15 protein-coding genes are annotated in these 17,911 nt (G+C 70.8%); 14 read left to right on the top strand and 1 reads right to left on the bottom strand.

The window, feature by feature from the left end; genetic code table 11:
- Positions 1 to 39 precede the first annotated feature (39 nt).
- Positions 40 to 2,352 (top strand): FtsX-like permease family protein, encoded by a 2,313-nt coding sequence (locus tag ACFW0G_RS34995; RefSeq protein ID WP_378329794.1) that lies wholly within the window; start codon positions 40 to 42, stop codon positions 2,350 to 2,352.
- Here ACFW0G_RS34995 and ACFW0G_RS35000 read toward each other — a convergent pair.
- On the bottom strand, positions 2,330 to 3,604 hold the full coding sequence (locus ACFW0G_RS35000) for an MFS transporter (protein WP_378329759.1): 1,275 nt from the start codon (positions 3,602 to 3,604) through the stop codon (positions 2,330 to 2,332). The two genes, ACFW0G_RS34995 and ACFW0G_RS35000, sit on opposite strands and share 23 nt — an antisense overlap.
- 109 nt (positions 3,605 to 3,713) lie before the next feature.
- Between ACFW0G_RS35000 and ACFW0G_RS35005 the strand changes: the two genes are divergently transcribed.
- The 13 genes from ACFW0G_RS35005 to ACFW0G_RS35065 all read left to right on the top strand — a co-directional run bounded on the left by ACFW0G_RS35005 (position 3,714) and on the right by ACFW0G_RS35065 (position 17,908).
- On the top strand, positions 3,714 to 4,505 hold the full coding sequence (locus tag ACFW0G_RS35005) for an IclR family transcriptional regulator (RefSeq protein WP_378329760.1): 792 nt from the start codon (positions 3,714 to 3,716) through the stop codon (positions 4,503 to 4,505).
- A 125-nt stretch (positions 4,506 to 4,630) separates the two neighbouring features.
- The gene (locus tag ACFW0G_RS35010) at positions 4,631 to 6,208 is read left to right on the top strand and encodes an ABC transporter substrate-binding protein (protein ID WP_378329761.1); all 1,578 of its coding nucleotides are present in this window, start codon (positions 4,631 to 4,633) and stop codon (positions 6,206 to 6,208) included.
- A 20-nt stretch (positions 6,209 to 6,228) separates the two neighbouring features.
- Entirely contained in the window at positions 6,229 to 7,191 is a 963-nt protein-coding gene (locus ACFW0G_RS35015; protein ID WP_378329762.1) for an ABC transporter permease, read from the top strand.
- The gene (locus ACFW0G_RS35020; RefSeq protein WP_378329763.1) at positions 7,188 to 8,066 is read left to right on the top strand and encodes an ABC transporter permease; all 879 of its coding nucleotides are present in this window, start codon (positions 7,188 to 7,190) and stop codon (positions 8,064 to 8,066) included. The genes ACFW0G_RS35015 and ACFW0G_RS35020 overlap by 4 nt, the downstream gene beginning before the upstream one ends.
- A complete protein-coding gene (locus ACFW0G_RS35025) occupies positions 8,063 to 9,640 on the top strand; it encodes a dipeptide ABC transporter ATP-binding protein (protein WP_378329764.1) in 1,578 nt (525 codons plus the stop codon). The genes ACFW0G_RS35020 and ACFW0G_RS35025 overlap by 4 nt, the downstream gene beginning before the upstream one ends.
- Positions 9,637 to 10,620 carry a Gfo/Idh/MocA family protein gene (locus ACFW0G_RS35030; RefSeq protein WP_378329765.1) on the top strand — a complete coding sequence of 328 codons (984 nt, stop codon included), beginning with the start codon at positions 9,637 to 9,639 and terminating at the stop codon, positions 10,618 to 10,620. The genes ACFW0G_RS35025 and ACFW0G_RS35030 overlap by 4 nt, the downstream gene beginning before the upstream one ends.
- Positions 10,617 to 11,342, top strand: coding sequence for a creatininase family protein (locus tag ACFW0G_RS35035; RefSeq protein WP_378329766.1), 726 nt, complete (start codon positions 10,617 to 10,619; stop codon positions 11,340 to 11,342). Before ACFW0G_RS35030 ends, ACFW0G_RS35035 begins: the two co-directional genes overlap by 4 nt.
- On the top strand, positions 11,339 to 12,118 hold the full coding sequence (locus ACFW0G_RS35040) for an amidohydrolase family protein (protein WP_378329767.1): 780 nt from the start codon (positions 11,339 to 11,341) through the stop codon (positions 12,116 to 12,118). Before ACFW0G_RS35035 ends, ACFW0G_RS35040 begins: the two co-directional genes overlap by 4 nt.
- A complete protein-coding gene (locus tag ACFW0G_RS35045) occupies positions 12,115 to 13,227 on the top strand; it encodes a mandelate racemase/muconate lactonizing enzyme family protein (RefSeq protein ID WP_378329768.1) in 1,113 nt (370 codons plus the stop codon). Before ACFW0G_RS35040 ends, ACFW0G_RS35045 begins: the two co-directional genes overlap by 4 nt.
- Positions 13,224 to 14,099, top strand: coding sequence for an amidohydrolase family protein (locus ACFW0G_RS35050; protein ID WP_378329769.1), 876 nt, complete (start codon positions 13,224 to 13,226; stop codon positions 14,097 to 14,099). Before ACFW0G_RS35045 ends, ACFW0G_RS35050 begins: the two co-directional genes overlap by 4 nt.
- The gene (locus ACFW0G_RS35055) at positions 14,096 to 14,860 is read left to right on the top strand and encodes an amidohydrolase family protein (protein WP_378329770.1); all 765 of its coding nucleotides are present in this window, start codon (positions 14,096 to 14,098) and stop codon (positions 14,858 to 14,860) included. Before ACFW0G_RS35050 ends, ACFW0G_RS35055 begins: the two co-directional genes overlap by 4 nt.
- Positions 14,857 to 15,789 (top strand): dihydrodipicolinate synthase family protein, encoded by a 933-nt coding sequence (locus ACFW0G_RS35060; RefSeq protein ID WP_378329771.1) that lies wholly within the window; start codon positions 14,857 to 14,859, stop codon positions 15,787 to 15,789. The genes ACFW0G_RS35055 and ACFW0G_RS35060 overlap by 4 nt, the downstream gene beginning before the upstream one ends.
- Positions 15,790 to 15,817: 28 nt before the next feature.
- Positions 15,818 to 17,908: a hypothetical protein gene (locus tag ACFW0G_RS35065; RefSeq protein ID WP_378329772.1), complete on the top strand. Its 2,091-nt coding sequence runs from the start codon at positions 15,818 to 15,820 to the stop codon at positions 17,906 to 17,908.
- Positions 17,909 to 17,911 lie beyond the last annotated feature (3 nt).

The raw sequence follows: 17,911 nt of genomic DNA on the forward strand, positions 1-17,911 counted from the left end.
GATGTGTATACCTTCCGTGTATAGTCCGCGCTCGTGATCATGCTCGGCAAGGACATCGCGTTCGGAATCCGGTTGTCGGCAGGCGGTGGCAGGCTGTCCCACACCGCCGTGCCCCGGCTTTTGCTGACGGCGTCCGGGATCGCGCTCGCGGTCTCGATGCTGCTGGCCGCCGCGTCGGCGGCGAACGTGGTGAAACTGCGCGGGGAGCGCGTCTCGGCCGCCGAAGTCGTCACGCGGCCGATTCCCGGCGTGGCACCGTTGTATCACTCCGCGGGGTACACGCGGGTGCGTGGCGACCAGATCCAGACGGAACGGGTGGCCGCGTCCGGTGCGTCCTCCCCGGTACCGCCGGGACTGTCGCGCCTGCCCGCGCCGGGTGAACTGGTGGTTTCGCCCGCGCTGGGCGAAAAACTGGCCGCGCCGGACGGCGTATCGCTGCGGGCGCGGTTTCCCGGCACCGTGGTCGGCGTGCTCGGCAAGCCGGGTCTGCACGACGCGGGCGAACTGCGGCTCTACGCCGGCGCCGAGGCCGCCGAGCTGGCCGCCGATCCGCTCACCGGGAAGGTCTACGGGTTCGGCGGGCCGGACGACGGATTCGCGCTCCACACGCGGATCCTGCTGCTCGTCGTCCCGCTGTCCGTGGTCCTGTTGCTGCCGTTGCTGATCTTCGTGACCACGGCGTCGCGCATGGGCGCGGCACAACGGGAGCGGCGGCTCGCGGCGTTGCGGCTGCTGGGTGTCGACGCGGTCCGGATCCGGCGGATCGCCGCCGCGGAGTCCCTGCTCGGCGCGTTCGCCGGACTCGGACTCGGCGGTGTGCTGTTCCTCGGGCTCCACGCGGTGATCGGACGGCTGGATCTGTTCGGGTTCCGGGTTTTCGGCGAGGACTTCGTGCCGTCCCTGCCGTCGGCCGCTGCGGTCGTGGTGCTGGTACCGGTGCTGGCGATGGGGGCCGCGGTCTTCGGCCTGCGTCATACGGTCGTCGAACCGCTCGGCGTGGTGCGGCACTCCAGGCAGGTCGATCGGATGGTGTGGTGGCGCTGGGCGATCACCGGGGCGGGCGTCGCGCTGCTGACGTACACGTTCTCGATGGAGAAGCGCACGAGGGACGGCTTCGCGATGTTCGCGGTGGGCGGCGGCGCCGCGCTGGTCCTGCTCGGGATCGTCGCCCTGCTTCCGTGGGCGGTGGAACGGATCGTCGGGCGGCTGACGGGTGGCCCGCCTTCGTGGCAGCTCGCGATGCGGCGGCTGCACCTGGACAGCGGCACGGCGGGCCGTGTCGTCGCGGGGCTGGTCGTCGTGCTGGCCGGGATGATCCTCGTGCAGAACGTGCTCACGACGATCAAAGCCACCGCCCCGAAGCCCCTGGTGACGGCGATGGCCGGGGCCCCGGTGGAAATCCAGACGCGGCAACAGCTGCTGACCGAGACGCTCGACCGGGCCGGGGCCGCGCCGGGAGTGAGCGGGGTCCATGTCGTGCGCACGGTGCACGCCGAACGGCGGGACTACGGCTCGGGAAGACTGCAGATCGGCGACTGCGCGGCGCTGGCACTGCGCGCGCGAATCGGCTCCTGCCACGACGGTGACGTCTTCGCCGTGGACGCGCGGCCGGACGGGGACGAGGCACCGCTGGCGCCTGGCCCGGTCCGGCTGGATCCGGGGCCGCACACGCTCCCCGGCCACAACGGTCCTGAGTGGACGGTTCCGGCGGCGGTGCGCCACGTCCCCGCCACGGAGGCGGCGCCGGGCGCGGACGGCTTCCTCCTGGTGACGCCGGGGGCGATGCACGGCATCGACGTCGCGGCGCTCGGCGTGCCGGTCGGCGTGCTGGTGACCGGACCGGACCGCCCCCGGGACCTGGCCGATCGGGTGGCGGACGCGCTGGGCCCGCTCAACTGGCGGGTCTCCGTCCGGGCCTATGATCCGGCGAGCGACGCGGCCGCCGACCTGGACCGGCAGAGTGCCCTGTTGCGCGAGGTGACACTGACGGCGTCGGTGTTCGTGCTCGCGGTGGCCACGCTCAGCCTGTTCATGCTTTCGGTCGAGCAGATCACCGAACGGCGGCGGTTGCTGGCCGCCATGGTCGCCACCGGGGTGCCACTGGCGGTGCTGGCGCGGAGCCTGCTGTGGCAGATGGCGTTGCCGGTCGTGGCCGGGGTGCTGCTGGCGCTCGGCGCGGGGATGGGACTCACCCTGCCGATCCTCCGCCTCGCGGGTTCACCGGTCGTGGTCGATCCGGCGACGCTCGGCGGGCTGCTCGGGACGGCGGTGCTCGCCGTTCTCGTGGTGACCGGCCTGACGTTCCCGTTGCTGCGCCGGGCCACCCGGATCACGTCGTCACGGGCGGAGTGACATCGGCGGGTTCGGCGTAGGCCGCCTCGACGGTGGCGCGGTCGAAGACGTGCCAGGTCGCCGCAGTCACGAGCGCGGCGACCACGAAACCCGCCCAATACGGCGTGGTGAGGCCGAACTTCGTCGCGACCACGCCGCCCAGCAGCGCGCCGGCGCAGTTGCCCCCGGCGATGATGAACAGGCTCGTGCTGCCGACCCGGCCCAGCATGTCCGGCGGGGTCAGGCGTTGCTGCAAGGAATTGCCGACGATGCTCCACAGCGATCCGTGCACACCGAACAGGAAGAGCACGAAGCCGATGAGGTACGCGTCGAGTGAGGCCGCGAGGGCGAGGTGGGTCCCGGCTTCGACGACAAGACCGATCCGGAGCGTCCAGGTGGCGGTGACCCGGCGGATGATCCGGTCGCCGACGAGCGAGCCGAGTACGCCGCCGACGGCCATGCAGGTGAACAGCAGACCGTAGCCGACCGAATCGAGCCCGAGCCGTTCCCTGGCGAGCAGGACCAGGACGGCGGTCGCCGCGGTGAGGGTCAGGTTCAGCAGGCCGATCAGCGTCACCATCGTCCGCAGTAGCCGCTGGCCCATCAGCCAGCGGAACCCCTCGGCGAGTTCCCGGCGGGCCGACCGCGGTGGCGCGACGGCCGCCGAGTCCGGGGGACGCCGTTCGGCGCGGTAGGCACCGGTGACGAGAGCGATCAGGATCGCGCTCACCGCGTACGTCGCCGCGTTGACGAAGAACGGGATGCTCGCCGCGACGACGAACAGGAAACCGCCCAGCGGGCCCGCGATCATGTGCTGCATCAGCGTGACGCCGCCGATCAACCAGCCGTTCGCCCGGTCCAGGCGGGCACGCGGGACGACCGAGGGGAGCATGGCCCTGCTCGCCGAGCGGAACACGACCTCGCCGGTGTTGACGACGAACAAAACCGTGTACAGCAAGGGAATACCGCTCGTTCCGGTGACGAGCGAACCGGCGAGCACCAGCAGCGCGGCGACCCGGATCCAGTCGATCGCGATCATCAGCCGCCGCCGGTCCACCCGGTCGACCAGCACGCCACCGGGCAGCGCGAACAACAGCCACGGCAACCAGGACACCCCTGCCGCGGCGGACACCACCAGCGGGTCGCTCGTCCGCGACGCGACGAGCAGGGGCGCGGCGACGGTCGCCAGGCCACTGCCCAGCGCCGACGTCGTGCTCGCGGCCCACAGCCTGGCGAATCTCCCGCCCAGCCGCGCCGTCTCCTCCCCGGTCACGAGATCGAAGCTAGCAGGGGGCGCTGTCGCGCACCGGAGGTTTCTCTCTCGGCGGACACGTAGTATCCCTATGTCGAAGACTACTTCGGGAATGCGAAGGATCGCGGTGATGGCGATGGCAGCGGGCAAGGGGACGCCGGAGCGGCCGGCCTCGCCCTCGGCGGACCGCGTCCTGACGGTGCTGGAAACACTGGTCGCGGCCGAGGGCGGGCTCACCCTCACCGCGCTCGCGAAGGCGACGGACATCTCGCTCGCCACGTGTGCGTCCGTGGTCTACACCCTCGAACAACGGGGCTACGCCGCGCGCCGGGTCGTCGGCCGCAGTCATTTCTGGCGGCCGACGATGCGGCTCTACGACCTCGGGGCGTCCCTCGCCCGGCAGGGCGACCTCGCCGAAATCGCGGGTCCGCACCTGCGAATGCTCGCCGACGAACTGAAGATGCCCGCGCACGCCGGAGTTCTCGACGGCGCGTCGGTGGTGTACGTCGCGAAGGCGGCGACGTCCGGGTTCATCCAGTTCGACACCTACCCCGGCAAGGTGTCGCCGTTCAACCTCACCGCGCTCGGCCGCGCGATCGCCGCACACCTGCCCGAAGCGGACCTCGATCCGCTGCTTTCCCGGCTCACGCCCGGCACCGGGCCCAAGGCGAAAAGGCCGACGGCACGGGCGTTCCGTGCCCAGCTCGCCAAGGTGCGCCAAGCGGGTTACGCGGTGGAGGACGAAGAGGAGGAGGCCGAGATCGCCTGTGTCGCCGCACCGGTTTTCAGCGCCGAAGGCCGGGTCGTCGGTTCGATCGGGGTCACCGGTTTCTCCCGCGAACTCGTGAAGCGGCGTCTCGGCACGGCGGCGGGACTCGTGGTCGGCCGGGCCGGGGAGATCTCCGCGGGGCTCGGCTTCTGAACCGGTGCCGAACCAGTACGGCCTTGCGTCGCCGGACGCGGGCGGCTTACTCTTTTTCAGCTGGCAGAAGATATTTTCGAAATGGCGAGAGTTTCCCGGAGCGGCGTCCCTGTGTGGAGGTAGCTGTGCGGGCACAACGTGGTTTCGCTGTCCTGGGTGTGTCGGTGGCCGTCGCGGCCGTGCTCGCGGCGTGCGGTGGGGGTGGTTCGGGCGGGCCGGAGGTCACGGCGTCCGCGAAGAGCGGGCAGGGCGCGGTCAAGGACGGCGGCACACTCGTCTACGGCCAGGCCGACGGCGTGACCCAGCTCGATCCGAACAAGATCTCCAGTGCCGCGCAGACCCAGCTGCAGACGTTGCTGTGGAACGGGTTGACGCGGTGGGCGCCGGACAATTCGGCGCAGCCCGACCTCGCCGACTCGTGGACGCACACCCCGGACCTCCGGCAGTGGGCCTTCCGGCTGCACCCGGGAGTCAAGTACCACAACGGAAAGCCGTTCACCGCGGCGGCGGCGAAGAAGAACTTCGACCGGGTGCTGGCGCCGGATTCGACGGCCCAGGTGGCCGCGAAGATCGCCATGGTCTCGAAGGTGACGGCGCCGGACGACAGTACGCTGGTGCTCGACCTGAAGTCCCCGAATCCCGAACTCGCGGTCGATGTCATCGACGTCAAGATGACCGATGTCGACGACATCGCCAACGTGAACAGCACGGCGAACGGAACCGGCCCGTACCGGCTCAAGGCGTTCGTCCCCGACCAGACCGTGGACCTGGTGCGCAACGACGCCTATTTCCGGGGCAGGCCGCATTTCGACGGCGTCCGGATCGCCCGCTACGCCGACGCCACCGCGGCGCAGACGGCGGTGCGCTCCGGCGATCTCCAGGTGCTCGGCGCGGTCGCGCCCGACGTCGTCAAGAACCTCGCCACCGACGGCCGTCAGCTGCTCACCGCCGCCGAACCGGCCGGGTACGTCGTGTGGGAACTGGACACCACGTCCCCGCCGTTCGACAAACCCCAAGCACGGCAGGCACTTTCGTACGCGGCGAACCGCGCGGTGATGATGGACGCGGCGTACGTCGGCTACGGCGCCCCGACACCGGGGAACGTGCCGGTCAACCCGAAGAACCGGTTCTACGACGCGGCATTGCCCTCCCACGGGTTCGACCTGGACAAGGCGAAGCGGCTCTTCGCAGAGTCCGGTGTCCACGAGGGGAGCACGCTGGTCTTCTGGACCAAGGCGGGGAGCAACCCGGAGTGGACCACGATCGCGCAGATCCTGCAGGAGGACCTCAAGAAGATCGGGATCGGCCTCGACATCCGCAGCACCGAGAACAGCACGTGGAGCGCGAAGTTCTACCCCAAGGGGAAACGTTACCCGGACACGATCGCGGCGAACTACGTGTCCTTCACCCCGCTGCCCGACGGCTATGCGCTGTCCTGGTTCGCCGGCCGGTCCGGGACCTGTGAGTGCAACTGGGCGGCCCCCAGGGAATACGACGACGCCGTCGCGGTCGTCGAGTCCACAGGGGACGGTCCGGCGCGGGACGCGGCGTTCCGGACCGCCCAGGAGGTGCTGAACCGGGAGAGCCCGATCGTGGTGATCGGCAGCACCGCGTTTTTGTCGGTGGCCGCCGCTAACGTGCGTGGTGCCTGGGTACAGGCCGAAGGAACGCTGCATCTGGAGGAAGCCGGGTTCGCGGCATAACACGTACGGAGGGGGTGGCGGTGGTCCGGTACATCCTGCGGCGCGCGGGTGTCAGCGCGCTGATGCTCCTCGGCGTGTCCGTGCTCGTCTTCGTCGTGCTGCGCCTGCTCCCCGGTGATCCGACGGTGACGAAAGTCGGTGCGGCGCAAGGCATCGACCCGAAAGCGCTGCTGCGGCTGCGCGCCGAACTCGGGCTGGAGGACCCGCTGCCGGTGCAGTACTGGCACTGGATCACCGGGCTGCTCACCGGTGATCTCGGCCGGTCGTACTTCAGCCAGTTCGACGTCGGCACGCTCATCGGGCAGCGGCTGGGCCCGACGCTGGAACTGTCCTTCGCCGGGGTGCTGCTCGCGGTCGTGCTCGCGCTCGCGCTCGCGGTGCTGCCGACGATCCTGCGTAGCCGCTGGCTGGGCCGCCTCGTCGGCGGGTACACCACACTGGGCATGGCGGCTCCGCCGTTCGTGTTCGGGATCGTGCTCATCGCACTCTTCGTCGTCAAGCTCGGCGTGCTGCGCAACGAAAGTTACGTCGCCCTTTCGGCGGATTTCGCGGGCAATCTCCGGGTGTTGCTGTTGCCCACGGTGACGTTGGGCATCTGCCTGTCCGCCCCGCTGATCCGGTACCTGCGCGCCACACTGTCCGAAGTGGAGGATTCCCGGCACGTCCGTACCGCGGTCGGCAAGGGCCTCCGGCGGCGGGCGGTGGTGCTCCGGCACGTGCTGCCGAACGCGCTGCTGCCCGCGCTGACCTCGCTGGGCGTCACCGTCGGGCAGGTGCTCTCCGGCGCGGTCGTGGTGGAGTTCGTCTTCCGCTGGCCGGGGCTCGGCTCGCTGATCGTGGACTCGGTGTACAAACGGGACTACGCGGTCATCCAGAGCACGGTGCTGTTGCTGGCGGCGGTGTTCGTCCTGGTGAACCTTCTCGTCGACGTCGCCTACGGCGTCCTCGACCCGCGGCTGCGGGTGGGGGAGGCGGTGTCGTGAGCACGATCGATCTGTCCGAAATGGACGGTGTCGGCACCGCGGGACGCGGTGTCCTGCGCCGGTTCCTGGCCCGGCCGCCCGCCGTCACGGCGCTGGCGGTGCTCGGCGTGTTCGTCCTGCTCGCGGTGCTCCAGCCGTTCGCGCTGGCGTCGCCGACGAGGATCGAGGCGCGGAACAAGTTCGCGGCGCCGAGCCTCGCGCATCCGTTCGGTACCGACGAACTGGGCCGGGACCTGCTGTCCCGCGTCGCGCAGGCCGGTCAGCTGTCGCTCGGGTTCGCGGTGGGCGCGACGGCGGTCGCGATGGTGCTGGGCGTCGCGTGGGGGATCCTCGCGGCGGCCCGGCCGGGCTGGCTCGACGAGGTGCTGATGCGCGTCGCCGAGGCGGCGCTGGCGATCCCGACCTTGCTGTTCGCGCTGGTGTTCGTGGCGGCGTTCGGGTCGGGCATCCTGGCCATGACGATCGTCGCCGGGCTGCTGATGTCCCCGCTCACCGCGCGGATCACGCGGTCCGCGGTGCTCGCCGAGCTGAAGTCGGAGTACGTGCGTGGGCTGGACGCGGTCGGCGCGTCCCGGCTCCGGATCCTGTTCGCCGAAGTACTGCCGAACGCGGTCCCGGCGCTGCTGGCGCAGGCCTCGCTCAACGTCGCGACGTCCCTGATGCTGGAGGCGACGCTGAGCTTCGTCGGGCTCGGCATCCAGCCGCCGGACGCCTCGTGGGGCACCCTGCTCAAGGTCGGCTACGACCGGCTGTACGAGTCGATCTGGTACCCGCTGATGCCCGCGTTGCTGATCATCGCGGCGATCGCGGCGCTGAACACCATCGGCGACCAGCTCCAGCGCGCGTTGCGGGCCGGCTTCCGGAGCAGCCGATGACGCACGAGGTGCTGCGGCTGGAAGAGCTGTCCGTCGGCGTGCGCGGGCGGCCGATCGTGCACGAGGTGAACCTGACGCTGCGTTCGGGCGAGCGGGCGGCGCTGGTGGGCGAGTCCGGGAGCGGCAAGACCATGACGGCGCTGGCGGTCCCGCGGCTCAACCCCGCGGGCATCGCGGTCACCGGCGGCCGGATCCTGCTCGACGGCACCGAGCTGACCACCGCGAGCGAACGCGAACTGGAACGGGTGCGGGGCAGCCGGATCGCGATGGTCTATCAGGATCCGTTGTCCTGCCTCAATCCCGTGCGCACGATCGGTGCGCAGCTCGCCGAGGCGATCCGCGCGCATCGGGACGTCTCCGCCGGGGAGGCCCGCGCCCACGCGGTCCGGCTGCTGGAGGAGGTGGGGGTCCCGGACGCGGCGAAGCGGGTCCGCGACTATCCGCACCAGTTCTCCGGCGGGATGCGGCAGCGGGTGATGATCGCGATGGCGATCTCGTGCGAGCCGGACGTGCTCGTCGCCGACGAGCCGACCACGGCGCTCGACGTCACCACCCAGGCCAGGGTCCTGCGGCTGCTCGGCACGCTGGCCGAGCGGCGGGGGATGGCGGTCCTGTTCATCACCCACGACCTCGCGGTGGCTTCGGCGCTGTGCCACCGGATCCACGTGATGCACGCGGGCCGGATCGTCGAATCGGGCGGGTTGCGGGAGGTACTGGCCACGCCCCGGCACGAGTACACGCGGCGGCTCGTCGGCTCGGTGGTCACGCTGGACGCCACCCCGGCCAGGGAGCGTCCCGCCGGGGACGACGTACTGGTCGAGGCCGACGGGCTGGTCCGCCGGTTCGGCACCGGGGTCACGGCCGTGGACGACGTGTCGCTGAGCGTCCGGCGCGGGGAGACCTTCGGGCTGGTGGGGGAATCGGGGTCGGGCAAGTCGACGCTGAGCAGGCTGCTGCTCGGTCTGGACACCCCGACGGCGGGCTCGGTGCGGTTCCGCGGGACGGACCTGGCATCCCTGGGCCGGAGCGGATTGCGGCGCCTGCGCCGGGAGATGCAGATCGTCCTGCAGGATCCGGTCGGCTCGCTCAACCGGCGCAAGACCGTCGAGCACATCGTCGGGCTTCCCCTGCTCGTCCACCGGAAGGCGGCGAAGCGGGACCTGCGGCGGCGAGTGGCCGAACTGCTGGAGCTGGTCGGGCTGCCCGCGTCGTTCGCGGGACGGTATCCGCACGAGCTGTCCGGCGGTCAGTGCCAGCGGGTGAACATCGCCCGCGCGCTCGCCCCCGAGCCGTCGTTCCTCGTGCTGGACGAGGCGGTGTCGGCGGTCGACGTGGTGATCCAGGCGCAGATCCTCGAACTGCTCCGCGAACTCCAGGCCCGGCTCGGCCTGACCTGCCTGTTCGTCTCCCACGATCTCGCGGTGGTGCGGTACCTGGCGCCGCGGCTCGCGGTGATGTACCGGGGCCGGATCGTCGAAACCGGTACCAGGGAAGAGATCTTCGGCGCGCCGAAGCACGCCTACACCCGGTCGCTCATCGCCGCGATCCCCGTGCTCGAGGGGGTGACGGGATGATCGGCGTCGCGCTGGTGGGGCTCGGGGACATCGCACTGCGGGCGCATCTGCCCGCGCTGCTGCGGAATCCGGACGTCGAAGTCGCGGCATTGGTCGATCCCGACCCGGCCCGCCGGGCACTGGCGGCGGCGCACGCCCAGGCCCCGGTGGCGAAGGACATCCGTGACGTGCTCGGCGATCCGTCGGTGCGGGGCGTGGTGCTGGCGACGCCGCCGTGGGTGACCACGGAGTTGATCGGCCAGGTGGCCGCGACCGGGCGGTTCGTGCTGGCGGAGAAGCCGGTCGCGACGTCGCTCGAAGCGGCGAGAACGCTGCTCGACCTGCCGGAGGAACAACGGCGGTGGGTGCAGGTCGGCCTTGCCTACCGGCACGATCCCGCGCTCGAACTGCTCGGCGACTGGCTGCGGTCGGGCTTGCTCGGCGGGCCGTTGCTCGTCCGCGCGCACATCTACGACGAGGGGCGCGATCCGGCGGACCCCGCGCACGCCCGGCGCATCGAGGAGACGTTGCGGCATGGGCTTCCGCTGGTCCACGAGGGCGCGCACGTCTTCGACTGGTTCCGCGTGCTCTTCGGCCCGCCCGAACGGGTCGAAGACGCCTGGACGCTGGCCACCCGGAGCGGACTGCCCGCGCCGAACCTGTGCGGGGCACGGCTGCACTATCCACAAGGGACAGTCGTGCTGGCCGAGTTCGGCTGGCTCACCGGCGCGCTGCCCCGGTGCGAGATCAGCGTCCTCGGCGATCGTGGCCATGTCCTGCTGGACGGGCGGACCTTCGAGATGGAATTGAGCACCGCACGCGGTGTCGAACGGTTCGGCTTCGAACCGGACCGGACGACGCGGTGTTTCGATCGGCAGCTGGCCCGGTTCGCCGAGCTGATCACCGGTGAACGGGACGAAGCCTGCCCGAGCCTCGAAGATGGTGTCGCCACGCTCGTCCTCGCCGAACGCATCACGAAGCTCCTGGAGGGAGAACGATGAGGCCGCCGGTGATCTGGGCCGACTGCACCCGCGAGGAGCTGCGGGAAGCACTGCCGGAAAGCCTGGTCGTGCTGCCGATCGGCGCGACCGAGCAGCACGGCCCGCATCTGGCCACCGGCACCGACGCCGCGATCGTCGAGGCGATCTGCCGGTTCGCGGTCGTCCGCGCGGCGGATTCGGCGCGGATGGTGCTCGCGCCGTGTCTCCACTTCGGCGTGTCCGAGCATCATCTGCCGTTCGGCGGGACGCTGTCGCTGTCCCCGGAGACGGCCATCGGTGTGCTCACCGATCTCGCCCGGTCCATTGTGGAGTGTGGAGGGCGCAGGCTGGTGATCGTCAACGGTCATGGCGGGAACCGGGGCGTGGCCCAGGTGGCCGCGGCGAAGATCGCCTCGGCGTACGACATGACCGTGTCGGTGATCCACTACTGGGAGCTGATCGCGGACGCGGGAGGCACCCCGATCCCCGGGCACGCGGGGGAGTTCGAGACCGCGATGCTGTTCGCGCTCCGCCCGGAGTTCGTCCGGCAACGGCGGCCGAGAACCCCGCCGGAGGAGTCCGGTGTGGACGGTGCCGAGATGCACGAGGCCGCGGCGTGGCGGCGGATCGACGGCTACACCGACGATCCCACGCGGGCGACGCACGAGCGGGGGACGGAATGGCTGGACGAATGCCTCGGCGCGCTGGCCGGGCGGCTGATCGCACTGGCGAACCGGCCATGATCGACTTCCACACCCACACCCCCGCGTGGCACACCGGCACCTGGCTCGGCGGCACCGAGTTCGGCCCGTCCGAGTTCCTGGCCTTCCTCGACACCGCGGGCATCGACGCCGCGGTGCTGCTCGCCCACGACGGGCTGTTCAACGCCACGCCCGAGTCGAACGACGAACTGGCCGCGTTCGCCGCGGCGGACCCGGCCAGGATGATCGGCTTCGGCACGGTGCACCCGCGGCATGCGAACGCGGTGGACGAAACGCGCCGGTGTTTCGCGGAACTGGGCCTCGGCGGGCTGAAACTGCATCCGTGGCTGCAGGGCTTCAGCATGCACGAGAAGGTGCTGGACCCGATCTGCGAGGCCGTCACCGAGGCGGGCGGCATCCTGCTCTCGCACGACGGCACCCCGCCGTACTCGACGCCCGCGCAGATCGCCGCGCTCGCGCGCCGTCATCCCGCGTTGCCGGTCGTGCTCGGCCACGGCGGGTTGCACGACTGCTGGCGGGAGGCGCTGGCGGTGACGTGCGAAACGGACAATCTCTATCTGTGCCTGTGCGGTACCCCGCCGTACGCCGCCCGGCGCGTCCTCGCCGCGGCGCCGCCGGGCAAGGTGCTGTTCGGCACGGACGCCGGGCTCTCGGACAAGGCCGGTCAGGACTACGCCGTCGCCAGGGTCGCCGAGATCGACGGCTGGGGCATCACCGAACAGCAGCGCGCGGACATGCTCGTGCACAACCCCCGGCGCCTCCTCGCGGGGCGGCTGGAACACGGGAGGCCGGGATGAACCCGCGCGAGGCCAGGATCGCGGCGATCCAGACCGCCCCGGTGACGATGGACGCGCGGCCGGACCTCGTGGTGCACGGGGCGAAGGGGACGCACGACCGGTCGGACTTCCTGCTGGTCCGGGTCGTCACCACCGACGGCGTCGAAGGGTACGGCGAGGTCAGCGCGACACCACTGTGGAGTGGCGAGGACGGCGTGAGCGCGCGGCACTTCATCGCCGAGCTGCTCGCGCCCGCGCTGCTCGGGAAGCCACTGGCACCGGTGGGCGCGCTGGAGTCCACTGTGGACACGGTGCTCGCGGCGAACCCGTTCACCAAGGCCGGAGTGTCGATCGCGCTGTGGGACGCGTTCGCGCGCACCCTCGGCGTCCCGCTCGCCGTGGCGCTCGGCGGCCCGTACCGCGACGAGGTGCCGATCAAGCTGTCCCTCTCCGGCGACGGCGACCGGCTGGACAAGGCGTACGAAACGGCGTCGCGAGCGGGGTTCCGCGCGTTCAAGGTCAAGGTCGGTCTCGGGGTGCCGGGGGATCTGGCGCGGATGGCACGGGCACGCGAGCTGGCCGGGCCGGACGCGTTCCTCGGCATGGACGCCAACGGCGGCTGGAGCCGGGCCGAAGCCCGGGCTGTCCTGCGCGAGCTGGCGGAGTTCGGCCCGGCCTTCGTCGAACAGCCGGTCGCGCCCGGCGATCTGGAGGGCATGGCGGCACTCCGGCCGGCGGGCCTTCCGGTGGTAGCCGACGAGGCGGTGTTCGGCACCGAGGACCTGCTGCGGCTCGCGCGTGCGGACGCCGCAGACGTGGTCAGCGTGTACGTCGGCAAGGCGGGCGGGCCCGGCCGCGCGGTCGCCCTGGCGCGGCTCGCCGAAACGTCCGGTCTCGACGTCCTGATCGGTTCCAACGGTGAGCTGGGCATCGGCGCGGCCGCGCAGCTGCACGTGGCGTGTGCGCTGCCGCGGTTGTCGTCGTTCCCCTCGGACATCATCGGGGCGCACTACTACGCCGAGGACGTCCTGGCGGAACCGCTGGACAGCGACGGCACCCGGGTCCGGCTCGGCGACGGTGCCGGACTGGGCGTGGTGCCCAGGAGCGACCTGCGCGGGAGGTTCACGTGATCGTCGACGTCCACACGCACACCCCGACCCACCGGGACGCGGTGCCGGAAACCGAACGCCGCGTGTACGAGAACTGGCGCACCGACCGGCCGGTCACGACCACGAACTCGTGGGCCGATTTCGACGCCGCCATGGCCGAAGCCGACGTCGCGATCGTGTTCAACATCGCGGTGGACGATCCCGAGACCATGACCGGGCTGCCGTACCCGCCGGAGCGCACGAACGACGCGACGGCCGAGTTCGTGGCCGCCGACCCGGCCCGCCGTATCGGGTTCCTCTCGGTGAACCCGTTGCGGGACAATGCCTTCGAGGAGACCGAGCGGTGCAGGGAACTCGGCCTCGCCGGGGTCAAGCTCGGCCCCAACTACCAGGACTTCGACCCGCTGGGGGAGTCCGCGCTGGCGTTCTACGCCTACTGCGAGCGGCACGGGCTGCCGATCCTGTTCCATCAGGGCGCGTCGCCGATGCGGCACGCGCCACTGCGCTACACCTACCCGCTGGTCACCGACGAGGTGGCGCTGCGGTTCCCGGAACTGCGGATCGTCATGGCGCATATGGGACATCCCTGGGGAACCGAGACGGTGGTGACCGTCCGCAAGCATCCGCACGTGTACGCGGACGTGTCCTCGATCTACCTGCGGCCGTGGGTGTGCTACCAGTCGCTGCTGGCCGCCGTCGAATGGGGCTGTACCGGGAAACTGTTGCTGGGCAGCGATTTCCCGATCGCGGACACCGGTGAGGCGATGGCCGGGCTGCGCCGGGTCAACGACATCCTCGAAGGCACGAAGCTGCCCCGGGTGCCTGAGGAGGCCATCGAGCGGATCATCCACGCGGACGCGCTCGGCGCTCTCGGACTGGAGTTACCGTCATGACTCCCGTTGTCGACGCGCACGTCCGGCTCGGCACCGGCCGCGAGGTCGCCCTCGGCACCGAGACGTTGCTGGCCACCATGGACCGGCTCGGCATCGACCGGGCGTTGATCGCCCCGGACGAACGATGCACCGCGGTCGCCAACGCCGAGGGCAACGACGTGGTGACCGCGGCGGCGCGGGAGTCCGGCGGGCGGCTGCTCGCCTACGCGGTGGCGAACCCATGGCTGGGCGCGGCGGCGCTCACCGAGCTGGCACGGGCGGCCGAGGCGGGTGCGGTGGCGCTGGCGGTCGACCCGGTGCTGCAGGGCTTCGACCTGCTCGATGGGCTCGTCGATCCGCTGCTCGCGTTCGCCGCCGATCGTGGCTGGCTCGTCTACGTCCGCACCGGCACCCCGCCGAGCGCGCTCCCGTTGCCCCTGGCGAGTCTCGCCCGGCGGTATCCCGGCGTGCGGTTCCTGATGGGCCGCAGCGGTGCCACCGACTTCTGGATCGACGCCGCGCCCGCGCTGCGGTACGCGCCGAACCTCTACGCCGACACGGCGTACGCGCCGTGGGACACCGTGCTCAGCGAGTTCGCGCGGGACCCCGGGATCGGCACCTCGCGGGTGATCTTCAGTACGGATTCCCCTTACACCGTCCCGAAAACCGAGGTCACCAGGGTGCGGGACTGGACCATCGGCGAGGACGAGCGCGCGGCCGTGCTCGGCGGGACGCTGCTCACCCTGCTCGGGGCATCGCACCGAAGGAGTGATCGCCGATGACCGCCACGCAGGCACCGCCGGTGCGGGGAGTCTCCCCGGTGCTGCAGGTGCCGTTCACCGAGGACGGCGCGATCGACGTCCCCGGCTTCCACCGGGTGGTGCGGCATGTGCTCGGCACCGGCGTGACCAGCGTGATGTTCCCCGGATTCGCCTCGGAGTTCCACAAGCTCGACGAGTCCGAGCGCACGCGGCTCACCGCGATCCTGCTCGCGGAGACCGCGGCGGCGGACGGCGTCTCCGCGATCATCGCGGTGCAGGACCACGCGACCCGGCTGGCGGTCGCCAGGGCCCGCGCCGTGGTGGACGCGGGTGCCGACCTGGTCAACCTGCTGCCGCCGCATTTCCTCGCCCCGTCCCGGCGGGCGATCCTCGCGCATGTCGGCGCGGTGCTGGCCGCGGTCGCGCCGACCCCGGTCGTACTGCAGTACGCGCCGACCGAGACGGGCACCAGCCTCGACGGCCCGGCGCTGTCCGCGCTGGCCCGCGAGCACCCGAACCTGCGGCTGGTGAAGGTCGAGGCCAGCCCGCCCGGCGCGTTGATCGCCGAACTGGCCGCGGGTGATCCACCGCTGCCCGCCGTGGAGGGGTACGCGGGTGTCCAGCTGCCCGACGCGTTCCGCCGCGGTGCGGTCGGGACCCAGCCCGGCTGCTCGTTCACCGAGATCTACGTCGAGATCTGGCGGCGGTTCGCCGAGGGCGAGCACGCCGGCGGGGACGAGCTGCACCGGCGGCTGCTGCCCTACATCTCGTACTGGATGCTCGACCAGGAGCTGATCATCGCCGCGGAGAAGCTGATCTCGGTGCGGCGCGGCCTGTTCGGGAGCGCCCACTGTCGCGAGCCGGGGCACCGGCTCGACCGCGAGGAGACCGCCATGGTCGGCCGGTTCCTCGCCGAGTTCGAAGACCTGTTGCCCCCACTGGATTTCTGAGAGGTACCCGACCAGGCTGGAGGAAACCATGCGCGGTCCCCACCGTACGTCGACACTGGCTCTCGTCCTCGGCTCGTGCGTGGCACTGGCCCTCACGGCGTTCGCGCCCGCTGTGGCCGCCCAGCCCGATCCGGGCACCCGGCGGGTCAAGGCCGCTTCACTGGCCGACATCCGCCGGTCCGTGGTGCCCGAAGGCGGGATCAAGGCGGCGATGACGGGCGGGAACACCGTCTACGCCGATGTCCGGGAACGGAGTCCTCGCGCCGACGGCTACCGGCACATCGACTCGCCGCGGCTCGTGGCGAAGCTGAGACGCGAGGGTTTGAACACCTACGTCTACGGGATCTGGGATTCGCCGACGGACTGGGACGACCTCCGCACCGAGTTCGCTCCCGCGGCCGCCGCCGCGGGCATCAGGATCTGGGTGTACGTCGTTCCGCCGTCGGAGTGTTTCGACGATCCGGTCCCGTACCGCCGCGGCCGGTGCTCGCGACCGTACAAACTGGACTTCGTCCGCTGGGCGAACGAGATCGCCCAGCTGTCGCTGCGGTACCCGAACGTGGTCTCGTGGGCGATCGACGACTTCATGATCGGTGAGAACGGCAAGCTCTTCACCCCGGAGTACATGCACAAGATCGTCGACGCGCAGGACGCGGTCAACCCGAAGCTGGGGTTCTACACGACCGCTTATTACTCCGACGCGATCAGCCCGGCGTTCTACGAGCGCTTCGCCCCGTTCATCGACGGCATCGTGTACCCGTACCTCGGCTTCAACAGCAACACCCAGGACCCCACGGCGGTCAAGCCGAACCTGGACGCGATCGTGGCGCAGGCGGCCCCTCGCGACATGGGTGTGCTGTTCCTCTTGTACACCAACAGATTCCTGGACGCCGCGCTGCCACCCGACGAAACGTACGTGGCCGCGTCGATCGAGGCGGCCATGCCGTATGTGCGGGACGGCCGGATCCTCGGCATCAACAACTACGGCCTGCCGCTGGGGGACAAGCCGAACATCACGGCGGGCAACCGGGCCGCCCACGGCATCGGCAGGCTGAGCGTGGCGCTCGCGTCCTTCACCGGGACCAAGCCCGGTGACTACGCCGGGGCCGAGCAACGAGTGCGAGTCGGCGAAACGGCTCCTCGCAAGTCCTTGTCCTTTGTGGACAACGACGGCTACTACGGGAACCTCGGCGGCGCCGGCTACCACTTCAAGCAACTGCTCGTCGACGGGGCCGTCGCCTGGGAATCCGACGTCGCCGATCCGGGCGGTTTCGGTTGGGTACGGCACACCGTCGACCTGACAGAAGCCTTACGGGGCAAGACTTCCGCGACCATCACGCTGCGGATCCTCGACAAGAACGGCGTCGGCGATTTCCCGCTCGACGTCGGCTTCGACGACGTCACCGGGGAAGGCGTCGAGGTGGTGAACGGCGGGTTCGAGGGTGACCGCGGCTGGCAGCTCATCGCCGACAACCACGCGCTGCTGCCGTCGTTCGACCACTACGCCAAGGATCGCCCGGCACGGATCCGGGACGCCGTGGCCACGACGCTGCGCGGGCTGCCGTTCGTGAACCGGCCCTTCCCGCCGGAACCGCCGACGCGCGGCTACCGCACCGACAACAGCGCGATGTACGGCGACGGAAGGCTCAGTTTCACCGTCCCGGAACGGACCACTACGAAGGCGGGCACCTGCGCGTCGGCGAGCCAGCTCGTCACGGTGGACAAGGCGTCGGCCCGGTACGAGGTATCGTTCTGGGATTACGACCAGTACGCCAAGACGTTCGTCGCGCAGGGGCATCTGTTCAAGCGCGTCCTGGTGGACGGCAATCTCGTGTACGACCACGACGTGGCCGACTGGTGGGCCGGGCTGTGGATGAACGGCGAGTCCGCGCAGGGGCCGATCGACGTCACCGAGTTCGTGCGGGGCAAGGACAAGGTGACCCTGTCGTTCCAGCTCTGCACCGGCACCCCGGCGGCCGACCTCGCCGTGGACGTCGGAGTGGACAACGTCGAGACGATCGGGCTGGCGGTGCGGAATCCCGGATTCGAAACATCCGGCGGATGGACACTGAAAACCGACGATTCCGCGGTGACCCCGGCGATCAGGATCGTGCGCTGATGA

It is taken from the genome of Amycolatopsis sp. NPDC058986, assembly GCF_042741125.1.
Classification (GTDB): domain Bacteria; phylum Actinomycetota; class Actinomycetes; order Mycobacteriales; family Pseudonocardiaceae; genus Amycolatopsis.

Bases quoted from the DNA above. Each gene is read 5' to 3' on its own strand.
- ACFW0G_RS35030 (WP_378329765.1), top strand. From the start codon at position 9,637: ATGATCGGCGTCGCGCTGGTGGGGCTCGGGGACATCGCACTGCGGGCG.
- ACFW0G_RS35065 (WP_378329772.1), top strand. From the start codon at position 15,818: ATGCGCGGTCCCCACCGTACGTCGACACTGGCTCTCGTCCTCGGCTCG.
- ACFW0G_RS35045 (WP_378329768.1), top strand. From the start codon at position 12,115: ATGAACCCGCGCGAGGCCAGGATCGCGGCGATCCAGACCGCCCCGGTG.
- ACFW0G_RS35025 (WP_378329764.1), top strand. From the start codon at position 8,063: ATGACGCACGAGGTGCTGCGGCTGGAAGAGCTGTCCGTCGGCGTGCGC.
- ACFW0G_RS35040 (WP_378329767.1), top strand. From the start codon at position 11,339: ATGATCGACTTCCACACCCACACCCCCGCGTGGCACACCGGCACCTGG.
- ACFW0G_RS35055 (WP_378329770.1), top strand. From the start codon at position 14,096: ATGACTCCCGTTGTCGACGCGCACGTCCGGCTCGGCACCGGCCGCGAG.
- ACFW0G_RS35005 (WP_378329760.1), top strand. From the start codon at position 3,714: ATGGCGATGGCAGCGGGCAAGGGGACGCCGGAGCGGCCGGCCTCGCCC.
- ACFW0G_RS35035 (WP_378329766.1), top strand. From the start codon at position 10,617: ATGAGGCCGCCGGTGATCTGGGCCGACTGCACCCGCGAGGAGCTGCGG.
- ACFW0G_RS34995 (WP_378329794.1), top strand. From the start codon at position 40: ATGCTCGGCAAGGACATCGCGTTCGGAATCCGGTTGTCGGCAGGCGGT.
- ACFW0G_RS35060 (WP_378329771.1), top strand. From the start codon at position 14,857: ATGACCGCCACGCAGGCACCGCCGGTGCGGGGAGTCTCCCCGGTGCTG.